We start from the raw sequence: 17,778 nt of genomic DNA on the forward strand, positions 1-17,778 counted from the left end.
AGAAGTGACAAGTGAGGGGGGAGCAACGCGAAAAAGTGAGATTATGGTGAAGAGAGCAGGGGAGGCAGGGGAGGCTTCGGGAGCAGGGGAGGCAAAACAATGAATAAAGAAGCAATCAAAGATCATAAAGATTTGGGAATTTATAAAATTGCCTTTGAAGCAGCAATGAAAATTTTTGAGTTATCAAAGAAGTTCCCTGTCGAGGAGAGATATTCGTTAACTGATCAAATTCGTAGATCAGACGCTCGAAGACTCGCTACCGCTTCGCTATCACGTTCTGTGTGTGCAAATATGGCAGAAGCATGGAGAAAACGGCGTTATGAAGCAGCTTTTATCGCTAAATTAAATGATTGCGTTCGCGGAGCGTGTCGTAGACAAGTAGAAGCTGCCGAAACTCAAACCTGGATTGAATTTGCTGTCAAATGCAACTACATAAATGTAGAATTAGGACGAGAAATTTATGCAAATTACAACCAAGTTTTATCTGGTCTGGTGAATATGATTAATAATCCATCACCTTGGTTGAGAAATCACTAACCCCCCTGCGTCCCCTGCATCCCCTGCTCCCAGTGAGGGTTTACCTGATGGCTGATGTTGTTCCTGTGCCATTACCGACAAATATGAAAGTGATGACATCAATGGCAATTACGATGGAGAACGCTAAACCAACTTGAGTAACAATCGGTCGCCAGTCGTTACCTTGCTGTGCTTGGTTATAGGCAAATAGAGAAGCAGCAGCAACCAGCAGCAAGAATGCACCTCGGATGAGGTTGAATGTCAAACCAACAACGTTGGCATCCAAAGTGCTAGTAGAACCGCCTCCGGCTTGGGAACTTTGTTGGGCTAAATTGTTGAAGAAGCTTTCCAACCCACTTAAGAAAATAGCTTGGGCTGGAGTTGTAAAGGTATCGAGTAAAGCGGTAACAGTGATAATGGCGGCAACTATATGCCAAAAGCGAATTTTTCTACCTAAATACTTTTCTAAAATTGGTACTGTCCGAATTACATACCCAATACTCAAGAAAACAATGGTGGCACATCCCAAAATAGTGACGAATAGGGGTTTGGTAGCTAACAAATAAATTCCAATCGCAAGACATAGTAAAATGAAAAGTAAGTCCGTGCGGTTGATTTTCAGGTTTCTCAAGTTGGTTGAAAATTTCCGAGATGACAGCAGTTTTAACTGAGAAATGTGAGATTTTGTGTTGTTCATTTTTTTGTTCTCGTTTGTAGAATTAAACTTGCATTTCTGGTTTGCTGGCTTTTCTTTGAGTTTGTTTCTGGCGTTGCCTTGCAGTATCTTTATCAGTCTGGGCTTGGGTAGAGCGAGTTGATTGCTGATTGTCCAGCAGCGTTTCTATCTCACGCAGGGGGATGCTACACTGCAAAATCTCCGGGGGCTGCCCTGGTACTAAAACGGCATCAAGCACTTGTTCATCGTTACGATTAGGGTTAAATCCTTGAAGTAGCCTTGTACCATTGGGCAGTTTTACTAGTTCAAATTCGTACTTGACTTTGCCCTTTTCAGTCCAGGTGAATGTGGGTTCATCATTGCTGTTAAATCGGTTAGGTAGTTGTTCTTGAAATTTTTGAATTAATGCTTGGGTACTGGCTTTGAGGGCGTATTCTTCTTTCGACTGTGGGAGTTTGCAGATGCCAGCCTTTTCATCAGGGGTGAGATTGTCTTGTGCGATCGCCCACTGTCCCTGAGTGCGAGTACCAGCAAAGAGTGTTTCACCTTGGGTATTTTCTAAGGTGATCGCTACCTGCTTGTCCTGTGCTTCTACCCATAAAGTTTTGTTACTGGAAATGGCGATACCTGCTTGGGGAGATTGGTCAAATAATTCACCAGCTACTTTGGCAAACCCCACTAAAGCATCGGCACAGGCAGCTTGTTGTTGCTGTGCTTGGCGTTTCGTTAGATGTTCTAAAATGTCAACGTCTGCTGGTGGCTGGTTAGCAGAGTTAGGTTGGACAATATCTGCATCAGTTTCTGACTCGACAACAGTAGAATTATTCTGTGGTGCTGCCATCTGTTTTTCCAATCGGCTAATTACCATTTCTAAACGGTCAAGTCGCTTGGAAAGAACTTTCAGGTAGGCTTCAATTTGGTCAAGCTGTTCGCTGACGCTGGCATCCTTATTTAATTCAAATGGTTGAGATTGGTATTTGGGGTCTATTTGCGAACCAAGATTGTCTACTTTCGAGCCAATTTTGGTAGCAGCTACAGCCAGTGGATTGTCTGCGGCTGACTCTTCAGATACAGTTTGAAAATCTTGAAAATCTTGAGACTTTTGAGACTCTGGTGAGTCCGGTTTTGCTTCTTGCAAGCGACTGGCTATGTTATCTACGCGGTCATTCTGCTGTTGCAGTTCTTTGAGAATTCGTTCAAGCCGCTTGGAATCAGCTTCGGCTGCTAGCTGTTCCAAAACACCTTGTCCTACCGCAATTCCCAGAGATGCCAGTTGACCTGTTAAGCCTGCCAAATTCACCCCATTCACTTCTCGTCCGTTGGTGGCAGCTGTGGCACTTAAACGCGAAGCTTCGTCTAGAGGTTCTCTGGATTTGGAGTTTTTGGCAGCAGTTTTATTGGTCTTAGCTCTGTCTTGAGTTTTAGGTTGTGTTTTAGGCTGAGAATTACTTTGGGTTTTAGTTGAAGTTTTGGCTTGAGTTTTAGTTTGGGCTGCGCTAACACGACTAACAGATGGCTCGTCTTCTTCACCTAAGTCATCTAGGTCATCAAGTTTGGTGTTGAAATCGTCATTTAATAGGTCGTCTAGTTCATCGTTTGTATCATCTATTTCTTCATTTTCTTCATCTAAATCGAGCAGGTCATCTTCTAATTCATCATCGAGATCATCTAGTTCTGTTTCAGCAAAACCGCAAATTTCAGCAATGTTAGAAGGGGTGAAGTAGTTTTCATCTTTGCTGGTAATTCCTTCTAGGTTTTTAATCAAGTACTTGCCACTGGTTCTGTGGTTCGGATCATTGGTGAGATAGAAGCGATAGCCTCTAATCTCGTCATCATCTCCACCTCCAACACAGAGTTCTACTGTGATGGGGGCTTTACCTGATTCCTGGCTGTAATTTTCTACATAGGCTTTAAAGTCTTCGTGGGATTGGATAGAATCATCCTGAATTGAGGATGCGATCGCTTTATCCAATGTGTTTTCAATATGGCGGAGTTTGCGGCGATCTGTCAGGTTTTCCCATGAGCGATTTTGAGAATTTTGTCTTTGCTTAGGTTTGGTCAGTGTTTTGGTAGCCATAGGTACTCAAAGCTGATTGCCTTAGCAGTTAGTCTAACAAGGCTTGATCTGGAAGCAGCTAGACCAAATGGCGATTTATAAGTTGTCCAGTTGGCTATTATTGACTCCTGGCCTTTCAAACGTAATTCTTGAATTTTTGTCTTTAGTCCAAGCCTGGGTTCTGGAAGACTTAAGCCATCAGAAATCTCAATTAACCTGAGTTCGGGTTAAACATATGAAGGTAAAAGCCACTCCCGTTGAAGGCTGGGTTTCTTAGGTTGATGACAATAAGCGATTAATCCGCACAAAACGTTAACACAAAAATTGACGGGCTGACGCCGGGGTACCGGCTACCGCTTCGCTATCGGTGTCTAGAGTGTTCAATCTGAGAAATGTTCTTGAGTTGGTCGTTAATTGTTTCAATAATTGAGCGTTTGCGGGAGAAAAGCTTATCATGAAGACGCATGAGCTTATTTTTCATGTTGCGACGAGGTTTGGCAAAAAATTCAATTCCGAAGTCTTATAAAAGTTGAGAAGCTAGCTTTTGGGAGACATAACCTCTATCGGCAAAGATTTTGCCAAACAGACCACTGAGTAAATCAGGAACTGGTTTACGGTCATCAATATTACCAGCAGTGAGAGTAACATTTAAGAGTTTACCAAGCTCATTGACGACTTTTATGTTGCTTGAACCCAAAAAACCAATCTACAGAAGTCTTTCCACGAGAGGCTAAACCTTTAAACACCCGATGGCGAGAAATGCGACGATTATGGCAGACTTTCAGACTGGTTGCATCGATAAAACCGATACCCGTACACTGTCCTAAACAATGCTTCAGATAGACGCACAAAGGTATCATCGTTGATGGTATCCATTCAATAAATCGTTGATAACTGGGAAGACCTGGAAAAGCTGAACACCATTGCTGTACCCACTTCCCAAAACCAAGCATCAAACCCTACTACCACAACCGCAGGGTAGGCGGGTTTCCCGCCGTAGGGAACTGGCTATCTTTCCTTCTCTACGAGAGACTGCGCCCTAAGCGTAGCTATGCCGCAGGCTTTACGGGGCGCTACGCGTAGCAAGATCCCCGGAGGGGTATGGAGACGCTAACGCTAACACTGAGACGCTCCGCGAACTCAGTGTTAGCGACGTTAAGAGCTTCACCCTAAGAGGTTTCCCAAGTTAGGGAACTGGTGTTAGCGAGTAGTCCAGCCTCAGTAAGAGCGTCACCTGAAGAGAAGCAAAAGTATCTATGTCAAGCATAATGCAAGTATCCAATGCCAAATAGATAGAGAACACTTGCTTTCTTGAATTCCAGTTGTGTTTAGAGTGATGTGATTCTGAGAGCGGTCAAAACTTGATTTCATCCTAATTTCATTTCTGAATGAAAGACTAGTAAGAGAGTGTATTTCTAAAACTTAAAAGTACTTTTGACCGTTCGCAATATCCTCTCTCCCATACTCAAGGACTTTTAATAGCAATGTCTAACTCTCTGCGTTCCCAAACACCTACAGCTATTGCTTGTGTTTCTGGCACATTCCTGAGCCTGCTGTTATTAGCAAGTCCCACAGTTGTTATGGCTCATGGCGGACATGGAAATGAATTTCAAGCAGGAAGTGATGCCACTGCAACGAATAATTCTATTCAGGTTGATGCTGACACAGCCAAACGTCTAGGGATTAAAGTCGAGCCTGTCCAACATCAAAGGTTAGCTGTTGGCATCAAAACTACTGGACAAATAGAGACTCTTCCCAGCCAAAAAGTAGAAGTGACTACCCCAATTCAAGGAGCGAAAGTAGTTGAATTGTTGGTGGAACCTGGCGCATCAGTAACAAAAGGTCAACCCCTTGCTGTTGTTACTAGCCCAGATTTAGTAACATTGCGTGTGGAATCTCAGGATAAATTAGCACAAGCTCAAGCTGATTTACACTACAGCGAAGCTGATTTAAGACTGGCTCAACAAAATTATCAAAAATATCAACAAATAGCCGACTCGGAAATTGCTCAAGCACAGAGTCAAGTTGACTTTGCTCAAGAAAAGTACAACAAAGACAAACAGTTAGCTGATGCTGGCGCTTTACCCCGTCGCAATGCTCTGGAATCTCAAACCCAGCTAGCGCAGGCAAAAGCCGAACTTACTAAAGCGAAGAGCCGCAGGGATGTTATCGGGGCTGAAAATCAACTCAAACGCGCTCAAGCATCAGTTCAACTAGCAAAGTCAAATATTAATCGCAGTAATACTAGTTATCAAACTCGACTTGCTCAACTAGGAAATCTCCCAAATTCTAAAGGATTAGTGACAGTAACTGCTCCTATCTCTGGTAAGGTTGCTGATAGAGAAGTGACTATTGGTCAAACTTTTAATGATGCCGGTGGCAAATTGATGACGATTGTCAACGATAGTCGGCTTTTTGCTACAGCTAATATTTATGAAAAAGATTTAGGTAAGGTAAGAATTGGTGAGAGAATTAGATTAAAAGTTGCTAGTGTGAGCGATCGCACTTTTTCTGGTCAAATTTCCCGCATTGGTACAATGGTAGAGGGAGAAACAAGAGTTGTACCAGTACAAGCAGAGATAGATAACTCACGCGGACAACTCAAACCCGGAATGTTTGCGGAACTAGAAGTTTTAACAGACCAAATATCAGCAGCTATTTCAGCTATTCCTACCTCAGCAGTGGTAGACGCGAATGGGAAGAAAGTTGTTTATGTGCAGAGTGGTAATGCTTACCAAACAGTTGAAGTCACATTAGGTCAGACTTCTGGCGATATGGTTGAAGTCAAGAGTGGCTTATTCGAGGGAGATATGATTGTCACCCAACGCGCACCGCAACTTTACGCCCAATCTCTGCGAGGTGGTACCCATGTAAAAGCAGATGAACACACAGAAGTTTCATCGCAGACAACAGAGGTTAAAACAGTACCATTGTGGTTACTAGGAGCAGGTGGGGGGGCTGCAATAGCTCTAATAGCTTTTATGGTGGGTCGTCGCAGCAATCATCAACTTGTTCCAGTAACGCCAGAACTTACCCACAACCTAGCAGAAGATTCTTCTAATTATTCTACAAACCTAGATGATAACCATCATGCACCTCATGAAGAATCAAAAGTCATAATTATTAGTAAAAATACTCAACAATAAAAATACTGAGTGCCATTATTAAATGGGCGATTTTTTCATCCAATTCAAAGTATCCAAAACTGTAACCTTTTGGGCAGTATAATTAAATTATTAGATTAAATCAAGTTTATTAACTGCATAATTTTTTTAGCTTTTATTGGTAGCGATTAACAATTAATTATGGTTTTTGGAAGCCTTTTCCTCTATAATTAGCTAATTCTTCATAGTCAGGCATATATGCATAGCTATCTCTAATATCCAAGCCTAAAAATCTGGAAAAACGTGCAGAATCGTTTCCTACTAATTCGCCTTTTCGGTGCTTACCTTGGTAATTAGCTAAAGCAATTTTAGCTTGACGTAATGATTTTACAGGTACAAAAACATCTGTTTGATCAAAAGACCATAAATCTTCAGAACGTCTTGCTGCAAACAATAGTTCTCCTAACGCTTGGTTTTTAGAATCATCTTGTTTATAAGTTAAAGCTAGATGCTTATCTAAATAAATAATTCTTCCTGAATTAATATTTTCTGTAATATCTAAAGAGTCAATTAAATTCGATAAAAATTTTCGACGTTCAGGGTAAGTAGCACCGAGAAAAGGAATAACACCGACTACCCAACCTCTAGCACCTGTTTCTTTATCAGTCTCATAATTCTGATAACATTCTTTTAAGCACGGGATATAAAATTTATCAAAAGGAATTCTCATCTGAGAAATTGTTTGTATATTAACGGCTAGTATAAACTTTTTAAATGATTTAGATTCCTCTAGTACCTTTATTAAGGTAGAATCATAAAAAATTTTGGGCTGACTATGATATTTTTCCCATAACATATCAAATACAACTCTAAAATCTCTGCTATCATTGAGCAAAAAATCATTCACTTTTTGATAGCCATAATGAGTAAAAACTTGTGATTGTATTTGTCTTAACTTTTCATTACTTTTAACTATAGTATTGCCAATACGGATTTTAGACATAGTATTGTTTGTTTTTAAGGGACTTTTTAGGAAGTAGGAGGTAAAAGTTCTGTTAAAGGTGTAGTTTCACGTTCAATTATATTGATACTAAGAAATTCTGCTGCTTCGTTGGAACTGAGTGGAACAGTAAACATGAGATGCATATAATTTACCTGATCATTTCCACTTGTACATGGAACAGCGTGGTAGATAACCGGAAACCTTTCTTGAGAATGCATAATTAGAGATTCTGTTAATCTGGCAAGAATTCGGGTTCCACCAAATATGTAGCTCCGTTCTTGAGCAACTTTCAACTCTGCTAAAGTCCACCAATTAAAAACTATTTTACCGTCAGAACTATCACTAAGCCCCCATTCTTGACGATAATGTTTTGGAGTCAGAGTTAGTAAACCCTTACCTTCTTCAATTCGTCGCCGCTTCGCCAGTCTAATCAATGAGGAGTCAAATGCTGTAGCAATAGCTGACCTAAAATCTGATAATTCGTCAGTCAGCTCGTTATATTTTATAAATGTAAAGGCATCTCCAATCCCTTTAGTCTCGTCAGTGATTACGTTCGCTACTAAAATCAGATTGCCGTTAACTAATTCTTCAAAATCTAATGAGCTATCGAGATATGGTGGCTTAGGTGGTTTACCAAACCCTTTTACACCGCTACGTTTTGCTTTCGCCATCACTTACCTCTATTGCTCAACTTAATTCAAAAAAAGGTTTGCTCATAGGGAGTAAAAGCATTTACTAGTAAGGGTAATACATCCACTCGCGGTAATATCTACCGAGTTTTTAGTTTACCATTATTCAACCTTGATTTCATCCTGATTTCATCTTTATTTGAGACATTAGATACAGTGCCTAACTGTCAAAACTACAGATTATCCCAGATGGATTAACTGTATCGTCAAGCAAAAAACCCTTGATTTGTCTCAAAAATGCTCAATTCCATTGTCAAATGGTCGATCGCCCAAAGGTGGCTAATCGTTATTGCCTCTATATTAATTAGTCTGTGGGGATTGCGTGTCATCACACAAATGCCTCTCGACGTATTTCCTAGCTTCGCTCCCCCGCAAGTGGAAATTCAAGTTGAAGCTTCCGGTTTAGCACCAGAAGAAATCGAATCTTTAGTGACTCGCCCAATTGAGAGCGCGATTAATGGCACACCTGGACTAGAGTCTCTGCGATCTTCATCTGCTATTGGAATTTCTGCGATTAAAACTGTCTTTAGCTGGGATACTGATATTTACCGCGATCGCCAACTAGTAACAGAGCGCTTACAAGGGGTGAAACTGCCACAAGGAGTAGAGCAGCCGGAAATATTGCCTATTAACTCGCCCTTGGGATGGGCTGTTAAATATGCTTTTTCTGCTGAAAGCACTGACATGATGGAAGTGTGGCGGATTGCTAATTGGGATGTAAAAAATCGCTTGCTGGCTGTACCAGGAGTGAGTAATGTTTTTCTCTACGGTGGTGATGAGCGGCAATATCAAGTTTTGGTAGATCTAGACAAGCTTAAAGCCTACAATGTTTCGTTGCCAGAAGTCACTAAAGCAGTGCAGAATGCTAACGTCAATGTGCCGGGAGGATTTTTGATTACTCCCGATCAAGAAACACTAATTCGGGGAATTGGGCGAATAGAGTCAATTGATCAACTCAAACGTTCAGTTATCAAGGCGGTTAAAGGTACACCTGTATTACTGGAACAAGTAGCAGAAGTCAAAATTGGCCCAGGACTAAGACGAGGAGATGGACTATTTCAAGGGAAACGAGCAGTAATTTTAACTGTCTCTAAGCAGCCTGCGGCAGATACTCCCACTGTAGTTAAAGCTGTAGAAGCAGCAATGGAGGAGATTAAGCCAGGGCTACCACGGGATATCAAGGTTACTAAAACCTTTGACCAAGATTTATTTATCGAAGCTTCGGTCAAAAATGTTGAGGAAGCTCTGCGCGATGGCATCATTATCGTTTCAGTCATCCTGATCATCTTTTTGATGAACTGGCGCACAGTAATTATTAGCCTCAGTGCTATGCCTTTGTCATTACTGTTAGGCATGATTATTCTGAGTTGGACTGGACAAGGTATTAATACAATGACCTTGGGTGGACTAGTCGTTGCAATTGGTTCAGTGGTAGATGATGCGATCGTTGATATGGAAAACGTCTACCGCCGATTGCGAGAAAATCAACTAGCAGGGAACCCGAAAAATCCTTTACAAGTTGTATTTGATGGTTCAGTAGAAGTGCGTGTCAGTGTTTTATTGTCCACTGTCATTATTGCAGTGGTCTTTGCACCGATTTTCGTCCTGTCTGGCGTGGAAGGTCGAATTTTTACGCCGATGGGAATGGCATATTTGCTATCGATTCTCGCTTCTACCTTAGTTGCATTAACACTAACTCCAGCATTATGTGCTTTATTACTAGCAAATCGACGTTTACCAAGTACCGAAACTTGGCTTGAGCGCAAAGCACATCAATTTTATCGTCCAGCGTTAAGGTTCTCGATTCGTTACCCCAAGGTGATTTTAGGGTTGGCACTTGCGGGGTTTATTGCATCGATAATTATTCTTCCTGGGTTGGGTAAAGTCTTTTTACCAGAATTTCAAGACCGTTCTTTGGTCAATTCAATGGTGCTTTTGCCTGGTGAATCTCTGAATGCAACTAATCAAGCTGCTTTGGCGGTGATGGATGCCCTGAAAAGCGATCGCCGTTTTGATTTCATTGCCTTACGATCTGGGTTTGCTCAAGGAGATCCTGAAGTGGCTGGAGTAAACTTTGGTGAGTTGGATGTGCAGATTAGCGAAGAAGGAGCGAAAAACCGCCAGAAGACTGTTGAAGCACTCCGCAAAGAGTTTGAAAAACTTCCTGGTGTGGCAACTAATATTGGTGGGTTTATCTCCCACCGAATAGATGATATCCTCTCTGGCGTGAGAAGTGCGATCGCTGTGAAAATTTACGGGTCTGAACTCGAAGAACTCCGCACTCTTGGGAAACAAGTACAATCTGCTATAAATGGTATTTCCGGTATTGTGGATTTGCAATTAGAACCCCAAATTCCAGTTAAACAAATTCAAATTCAATTTGACCGCGATGCAGCAGCTCGTTATGGATTAACTGTGGGGGAACTTGCAGAAACGATAGAGACTGGATTGAATGGTAAAGCCGTTTCCCAAGTTTTGGAGAAGCAACAAACTTTTAATCTCGTTGTGTGGTTGCAAGAACGCTCCCGTAACAATTTGGATGTTATTGGTAACTTGTTGGTAGATACACCCAACGGGCAGAAAATTCCCTTATCCCAGGTTGCTAAAGTTGATTATGGCACGGGGCCAAGTACCATTAATCGTGAAAATGTTTCCCGGCTGATAGTGGTTTCTGCCAACGTTGCTGGACGGGATTTGGGTTCTGTAATTAAAGATGTACGGAAACGGGTCAAACAAATTCAACTACCTGGAGGTTACTACGTCCAATTTGGCGGTCAGTTTCAGGCACAGGAACAAGCAACGCAGACTTTAATAATTGCAGGTGCGATCGCCTTTCCCGTGATTTCTGTACTGATATACTTTGCTGTCAAGTCAATTCCTGCCACAGTCATGATTATGATTAACTTGCCACTGGCATTAATTGGTGGGGTTATCTCTGTGGCCTTGAGTGGTGGTATTATTTCCGTTGCTTCGATGGTTGGTTTTATCACTCTATTTGGTGTAGCTACTCGCAACGGATTACTGTTAGTGGATAACTATAATAATCGCCTCGCTGAGGGAATACCACTTAAACAAGTAATTGTTGATGGTTCAATGGAAAGATTAGTAGCGATTCTTCTCACAGCACTTTCGTCAGCACTAGGTATGGTTCCATTAGTGATTGGTTCTGGTGCAGGTAAAGAAATTTTGCAACCTTTGGCTGTGGTAGTGTTAGGGGGCTTATTTACTTCTACTGCTTTAACACTATTAGTTTTACCAGCTTTATATTCGCTATTTGGGAGGTTTTTAGTTCCGAATAAGACTACAAAAATATACAATATTCAAGTTACTCAAGAGTCAATTGTATGAAAATTTTTGCTGTTTGGTATCTGGCATTATTTGATATTTTATTCAGGGAGGTGGATTAAAAACTTTATATAGACTCAATGCCAGGATCTAAAAATCTTGCAAAGACTGGATTGCCATAGAAATCTTATCTCAATTATCAACACATTTTAAATGAGGAATAAACCAATGAAATCACTTAAATCTAGCTTAATTATTCTTGGAAGTGTAGGACTACTATTTTTAGGAGCTTGCAGTAACGATAATAAAGCAGCTAATACAGAAAATAGTCCAGCCGCTTCTACCTCAAACGCCCAAACCCCATCTATTTCAGCTTCACCTGTCACTAAAACAGATAGTCAGCATGGTGAATCTCATGGAGGTCAAGTTGTAGAAACAGGAAGTTATCATCTAGAATTTGTTCCTGAGAAAGAAGCAAGTGCAACTCACATGGATTTATATGTGCTAAAAGGTGACAATCACCAAACAGTACCTGATGCAAAAGTAACGGCTCAAGTTCAGCTACCTGATGGAAAACAAAAGACAGTTCCTCTTGCTTATGATGCTAGTGGAAAACATTACACAGCACAGTTAACTGAAAAAGCAATTGGTCAATATCAGGTAAAAGTAACTGCCGATGTTAAAGGTGAAAAAGTAAACGGCAGGTTTACTTTTAATCAATAGATTTTTCATAAAATGATTAGCTGAAAAACCATAGATAAATAAAGATGAATATAGATCAATACGGTTCATTTAAGGGTTTTTCAGACACTATAGTTAACGAAATTTAAATTGTTTAAACACCTTATGATTTCGTTAACTGAACCGTACTGTAATATAGATAGTTTGTCTATATTTATCTGTGGTTTGACAATCAGTGCATTAATTGTTGAATGAACAACAAAGAAAAATAACAGTAGGTAAAGTTTATTGTTACCTCACTACTGGACTTCTACCACACCACGAAACATATTCATTCCACAGGTGAATTGATATTGACCTGGTTGGGGAGGTGTAAATTCAATGGGAGTAACATGATTGAGAGCCAAATCTTGAGCAATATGAAAATCAGGTAACAACACTTTTTCCAAACAGCTACTAGGGTCGCTACGAAAGAAATTTAGCCGTACAGGTAGACCAGATTTCACAATTACACGAGAAGGTTCATAACCGCCATCTACATTAATTGTTAACTCCTGTATCCCTTGACCGAGATTAGCTTTTGCAGCTTTATTTTTACTCAATAGAAACCACCACAGTTCTAATCCAATTAATCCTAAGCCGCCCAAAGTAACACCAATTTTTAATGCTAGTGGTTGCTCAATGCGGCGAAATTGATTGGTCTGTTCTGATGAATGGATTGGCATTTCTGCTATTGCTACATTTGACGCAATACCAAACATAAATCCTAACCCGGCAATACTGCCAAAAATCTTACTTTTGTTGAACATTTGCTAAATTACTCCACGATTACTTGAGATATGTTTTGGTTTAAAGTTACGCAACCGTAAGGCATTAGTCACAACAGAAACGGAACTAAAAGCCATCGCCCCACCTGCAATCATTGGGTTGAGTAACCAGCCAAAGATCGGAAACAAAACTCCAGCAGCAATGGGAATCCCAGCAACGTTGTAAATCAAGGCAAAGAAGAGATTTTGGCGGATATTCTGCATAGTGGCACGGCTCAATTGAATTGCAGTAACAATACCTTGCAAGTCTCCAGAGATCAGGGTGATATCGCTGGCTGCGATCGCTACATCTGTCCCTGTACCAATTGCAATCCCCACGTTAGCTTGAGCCAGTGCTGGCGCATCATTGATACCATCACCCACCATTGCGACAATTTTCCCTTCTGCTTGCAATGCTTGTATTTGAGACGCTTTTTGGTCGGGTCGAACTTCTGCAAATACTCGTGTGATCCCAACTTCACTAGCGATCGCTTCTGCCGTTTTGCGATTATCCCCTGTTAGCATAACTACCTCTAAACCTAACTTCTGTAGCGTTCTCACAACTGCTACTGAAGAAGGTTTAAGTGCATCAGCAATTCCCATCAAGCCTTGAATTTTCCCATCTACAGCAATTAAAATCGCTGTTTTACCAGCAGCTTCCAGAGAGGCTTTGCGCTCTTGAAGGGTGCGGGTGTCGATATTTAATTCTTCCATCCAACGCTGAGTACCAATTTGTACCAAGTAGCCTGAAACAATGCCTTGGACACCACTCCCAGCGATCGCTTCAAATTGTTTAGCCTCTGTCAGTTCCACTTGCTGAGATTGGGCATACCTAACCACCGCTTCAGCCAATGGATGTTCTGAATTTCGTTCTACAGACGCTGCCAACTGCAAAAATTTTAACTCGTTACTATTAGCTGTGCCGTTGACAGTAACAAAGTCAGTAACAGTGGGTTTTCCCTGTGTTAAAGTTCCAGTTTTATCCAGCACAATGGTCTGGATTCTATGAGCGAGTTCTAAACTTTCTGCACCTTTAATTAAAATACCATTTTCTGCTCCCTTGCCGGTTCCTACCATTACTGAAGTTGGAGTAGCTAAACCCAAGGCACAGGGACAAGCGATAATCAGCACACCTACTGTGGTGATTAGAGCTAATGTCAAGTTGCCCATGACGTTAAACCAAATGACAAAGGCTGCGATCGCGATCGCCATAACTACTGGTACAAACCATCCCGTGACTTGATCTGCTAAACGTTGAATTGGTGCTTTAGAGCCTTGAGCTTGTTGCACCATTTTGACAATTTGAGACAAAAAAGTGTCTTTACCAATGCGGGTTGCTCGGAATTTAAAGCTACCTGTTTTATTAATTGTGGCTCCAATTACTTCATCCCCCGGTTGCTTTTTAACTGGCAAACTTTCACCAGTCACCATCGCTTCATCAACGTTAGAAGCACCTTCTATAACTTCTCCGTCAACCGGAATTTTTTCACCCGGACGCACCAAAATTACATCACCAATTTGAACTTCCTGGATAGGAACATTAATTTCTTTCCCATCTCGGATTACTTTGGCATCTCTGGGTTGCAAACCAATAAGTTTGCGGATAGCTTCAGAAGTTTGTCCTTTCGCCCGATTCTCAAATAGCCTGCCTAGCAGAATTAAGGTGGTAATTACTGCTGCTGCTTCATAATACACATCAGGCATCAATCCAGCAGACGTAAAAAATCCGGGAAAAACAGTAGCAAAGAGTGAATAAAAATACGCTGCACCAGTACCGATAGCAACCAAGGTATCCATCGTTGCTGTATGACGTTTAAAGGCTTTCCAGGCATTTTTGAAGAAGTCTCCACCGCACCAGAACAAAACAGCGCTTGCTAGTACCAATTGTACCCACGGATTATCTAACCATAATGCGCGAATCCCAGGCAGGTTTAGCCCTGTCATGGCAGAAATTGACCCTAGTAGAATCAAAGTGCTGAGGATTGCTCCTACAACAATTTTACGGGTAAGTATGCGTAATTCTGCTTCACGGGCGTTTTTTTCGGCATCATCTTCTCCCGTAATCATTTCTTGTTCTTGGAGTGGGTAAGATGAGTATCCAGCAGCATCTATGGCGGCTTGGATTGTTTCTAGATTGGTGCGCTTGCGATCGTATTGGATAGTAGCCTGTTCCACGCCAAAGTTGACGTTACAATTACTCACCCCCGGAACAGAGCTAATTGCTTCTTCAATGTTGTTGGCACAGGAGGCACAACTCATGCCTCGAAGTTTAAGAATTAGAGTATCCATAGTTAAAATAATGGGCTATGCCCCACTTCTCTAGGAGACGCTGCGCGTAGCAAGATCCCCGGAGGGGTACGCTAACGTAATTTGTAAATAGGAACTAGCCTAAAAATAAAGTACCAGTCAGATAATTGATATCAAGCAGAAAAATCATAAATGATTGGTACATTATTCAATTGCCAGTCCTTTATCTGTTCGCAAGGGTTTCAGATATTTTAAATGGGTGGCTTAGGCTATATCTTGCTCTACTTTTATTTGTCGATCGCTTTTAAGTAACAGAATAGCCAGCAGTAGTAATTGCTTCCTTAATAACTGTTTCAGAAGCATTTGTATCCACTAAGACGATTTTTGTTTTTGGATCTGCTTGAACTGTAGCAGTAGGATCAACTGTCTTGACTGCTTTAGTAATGGTGTCTCCACAAGCAGAGCAAGCCATATTAGGAACTGTTATTTGGAGTGTCATAACGTTAGAAACCTTGAACTTAGATAATAAAAAAATGGATTTAAGAAAATCAGCATTTTAAGGCTCAAATGCTTTACGGCTTTAACTAGCACGCTTCTTTGATTGCTGTTTCAGACGGCATAACTGTAAGTAGACGAACCACTATAGCTTGAGATTGTCTGAAATCTCTTACTTCATGAATTTATCTTAGACTCTCTAGCTGGCTAGAGAGTCAAGGGATTTTGCAAAATTCTTTTTAATGAAGTCAAAAGTATCGCACTTTCAGCTAGTTCAGTCCTTTTTGGAGAAATTGAGTTACTACCTAATCGTTCGAGTAGGAGTATTTCGATTTTGAGTATTCATTGGTTGGAGCAACTGCTGCATTTGAGCAATTTCAGTACTTTGACTCTTGACAATGGATTGAGCTAAATTTCTCACCTCGGTGTGCCTAGCACTGTTGGCAACCATACCAGCCATCATTGTCGCCATTCGGTGATGGCGAGTCATTTGACGGAGAAATTCCTGATCAAAGTCAGGCGAATTTTGCAAGCTTGTCATCATCTCCATATTTTGCTGCTGCATACAAGTTTTCATTGCTTCGCCCATATCCATACCTGCACCCATATTCATACCTGCACCCATATTCATACCTCTACCCATGCCCATACCTGTACCCATATTCATGACGTTTTTAGGGACTTCTTTGCCATACCACTGCTTGTACCAAGTTTGCATCTGCTGAATTTCACGGGTTTGGTCTGAAATTATGGATTGCGCCAGCTTTTTGACTTCAGGGCTTTTAGCTCGGTTCAAAGCCATTTGAGCCATTTCAATACCGCTTTGATGATGAGGAATCATCATTTCAATAAACGACTTATCTACGTCAGCCCTCATGTTCATTCCACTAAGCATAGGGCTTGTACTGGTTGGATTAGGAGCTTTAACTTGATTGCGATCGCTAGCTTTGGCGCTCTCAATAATGGAAAAAGCTGTAATAGTGGTACTTGTCAGTAGAGTAACAAGACTGTAAGTTAAAACTTTGTTATTCATTTTAATGACTTTTATTCAAAGGTAAATTGGGTAGCATATATTCAGCTTCAGGGTATTCTAAATAAGCTTGAATACAAGTTTTAAAGATAGATTCGTAGTTTGAGTCATAATTTTCTTCCTAACTAAATGAATCAGTTATGAAGCTGTAGTTATACTTCTAATAATTCACGTTAGACGATTGTCGGCGTAAGAGCATCTATCTAACGACATGATGATAATTTATTCCTCAGAAAATGTGTAAATTTCATCCTGATTTCATTTGGGTATGATAAAGACTTTATTTAACAGATTATGAGATTTTTCTGGAAGCTTTATTTTATTTTATTTATATATTTTAGTTACAAGCATGAAAATTTCATCCTAATTTCATTAGGACTTGTCATGCTATTAGATAGAGGTAGCATATCTCTTCAGCAAGAACATCACAGAAAATTTGAATCTGATAATGTCAAATTAACTGCCTATTTATCCTGATCAATAGCTGTCTAAAGGTAGTATTTTGTGGTTTTGCCCAATTTTGATCTATCTATTAAGAGCAGATTCACTAATAAAGCATGAACCTGCACTTTAGCTAACGTATTTAATTATTTTGGAGGTAAATATGAAGAGGTTATTAATTTACGCTGTTATATTGACTCTGAGTAGCACAGCTATTATTGCTCCTAGCTATGCAAGTACTAGAACCGATGATGGTAGAGTTATCCATATTGATGGAAATGCACAATTCCCTCCCACACGCTGGGGAATTTTTAGACATACTTTCCGTTTACACGTTCCCAAAAATAGCAAAGCTATTACCCAAATACTTATCAAAGTTCCAAATAATGTAACTGTGAGTAATGACGTTAGCAATATTGATGTTGTTGATGAAAATCAACATAAGGTTAACACCAATATATCTGTCAACGGTCAAATAATACTACTAGCTTTCCCCGAAGCAGTTGCTCCTAACACTAAGTTTGAGATTGAGCTTAATAAAATAAAAAGACAAAATCTTGGTAATGGTTCTGTCTACAGCTTCTCGGCTAAAGAGGTTGGCATTGATGCAGAAATTCCCATAGGTGTGGCTTCGTTTCGTCTCTACTAAGCCACAAGTTTAGATAGCAAATTATGATATTTAAACCTCGTCCATTTTGAAACCAGGAGTGCGGGCAGCGTTCGACTGAGCGCTCACGCCGAAGTCTTGC

Annotated in this window: 13 protein-coding genes and 1 pseudogene; 5 read left to right on the top strand and 9 right to left on the bottom strand. The window is 40.7% G+C overall.

The features are described 5' to 3' along the window. Positions 1–99: 99 nt before the first annotated feature. A complete protein-coding gene (locus CDG79_RS16375) occupies positions 100–537 on the top strand; it encodes a four helix bundle protein (protein WP_094343052.1) in 438 nt (145 codons plus the stop codon). Between the two features lie 40 nt (positions 538–577). Here the strand turns inward: CDG79_RS16375 and CDG79_RS16380 are convergent, their stop codons facing one another. The 3 genes and pseudogenes from CDG79_RS16380 to CDG79_RS45495 all read right to left on the bottom strand — a co-directional run. After that, positions 578–1,213: a hypothetical protein gene (locus CDG79_RS16380; RefSeq protein ID WP_094343053.1), complete on the bottom strand. Its 636-nt coding sequence runs from the start codon at positions 1,211–1,213 to the stop codon at positions 578–580. Positions 1,214–1,235: 22 nt separating this feature from the next. Continuing rightward, positions 1,236–3,269, bottom strand: coding sequence for a hypothetical protein (locus CDG79_RS16385; RefSeq protein ID WP_094343054.1), 2,034 nt, complete (start codon positions 3,267–3,269; stop codon positions 1,236–1,238). A gap of 206 nt (positions 3,270–3,475) precedes the next feature. After that, positions 3,476–4,177 (bottom strand): annotated as a pseudogene (locus CDG79_RS45495) (IS982 family transposase); the annotation flags it as partial. Between the two features lie 555 nt (positions 4,178–4,732). Here CDG79_RS45495 and CDG79_RS16395 point away from each other — a divergent pair. Next, positions 4,733–6,394 (top strand): efflux RND transporter periplasmic adaptor subunit, encoded by a 1,662-nt coding sequence (locus tag CDG79_RS16395; RefSeq protein ID WP_094343055.1) that lies wholly within the window; start codon positions 4,733–4,735, stop codon positions 6,392–6,394. Between the two features lie 157 nt (positions 6,395–6,551). Here CDG79_RS16395 and CDG79_RS16400 read toward each other — a convergent pair whose 3' ends face one another. Together CDG79_RS16400 and CDG79_RS16405 are read right to left on the bottom strand one after the other, a co-directional pair. Continuing rightward, the gene (locus tag CDG79_RS16400) at positions 6,552–7,355 is read right to left on the bottom strand and encodes a hypothetical protein (RefSeq protein ID WP_094343056.1); all 804 of its coding nucleotides are present in this window, start codon (positions 7,353–7,355) and stop codon (positions 6,552–6,554) included. Positions 7,356–7,381: 26 nt separating this feature from the next. Further along, a complete protein-coding gene (locus CDG79_RS16405; RefSeq protein ID WP_094343057.1) occupies positions 7,382–8,026 on the bottom strand; it encodes a hypothetical protein in 645 nt (214 codons plus the stop codon). A 255-nt stretch (positions 8,027–8,281) separates the two neighbouring features. Here CDG79_RS16405 and CDG79_RS16410 point away from each other — a divergent pair, with 255 nt between their 5' ends. Both CDG79_RS16410 and CDG79_RS16415 read left to right on the top strand, forming a co-directional pair. Further along, positions 8,282–11,392 carry an efflux RND transporter permease subunit gene (locus CDG79_RS16410; protein WP_094343058.1) on the top strand — a complete coding sequence of 1,037 codons (3,111 nt, stop codon included), beginning with the start codon at positions 8,282–8,284 and terminating at the stop codon, positions 11,390–11,392. A gap of 165 nt (positions 11,393–11,557) precedes the next feature. Next, on the top strand, positions 11,558–12,052 hold the full coding sequence (locus CDG79_RS16415) for a hypothetical protein (RefSeq protein ID WP_094343059.1): 495 nt from the start codon (positions 11,558–11,560) through the stop codon (positions 12,050–12,052). A 257-nt stretch (positions 12,053–12,309) separates the two neighbouring features. Here the strand turns inward: CDG79_RS16415 and CDG79_RS16420 are convergent, their stop codons facing one another. The 4 genes from CDG79_RS16420 to CDG79_RS16435 form a co-directional block, all read right to left on the bottom strand. Then, a complete protein-coding gene (locus CDG79_RS16420; protein WP_094343060.1) occupies positions 12,310–12,819 on the bottom strand; it encodes a cupredoxin domain-containing protein in 510 nt (169 codons plus the stop codon). 3 nt (positions 12,820–12,822) lie between these two features. Further along, positions 12,823–15,105, bottom strand: a complete 2,283-nt coding sequence (locus CDG79_RS16425) for a heavy metal translocating P-type ATPase (RefSeq protein WP_094343061.1) — start codon at positions 15,103–15,105, stop codon at positions 12,823–12,825. Between the two features lie 262 nt (positions 15,106–15,367). Continuing rightward, positions 15,368–15,562: a heavy-metal-associated domain-containing protein gene (locus CDG79_RS16430; protein ID WP_094343062.1), complete on the bottom strand. Its 195-nt coding sequence runs from the start codon at positions 15,560–15,562 to the stop codon at positions 15,368–15,370. Positions 15,563–15,859: 297 nt separating this feature from the next. Then, complete coding sequence (locus CDG79_RS16435; protein WP_094343063.1) at positions 15,860–16,591, bottom strand: DUF305 domain-containing protein; 732 nt, start codon at positions 16,589–16,591, stop codon at positions 15,860–15,862. A 601-nt stretch (positions 16,592–17,192) separates the two neighbouring features. Between CDG79_RS16435 and CDG79_RS16440 the strand changes: the two genes are divergently transcribed. Further along, entirely contained in the window at positions 17,193–17,678 is a 486-nt protein-coding gene (locus CDG79_RS16440) for a DUF2808 domain-containing protein (RefSeq protein ID WP_094343064.1), read from the top strand. The last annotated feature ends 100 nt before the right edge of the window (positions 17,679–17,778 follow it).

The sequence above is a fragment of the Nostoc sp. 'Peltigera membranacea cyanobiont' 232 genome, from assembly GCF_002245985.1.
In the GTDB taxonomy this organism is placed as follows: Bacteria; Cyanobacteriota; Cyanobacteriia; order Cyanobacteriales; family Nostocaceae; genus Nostoc.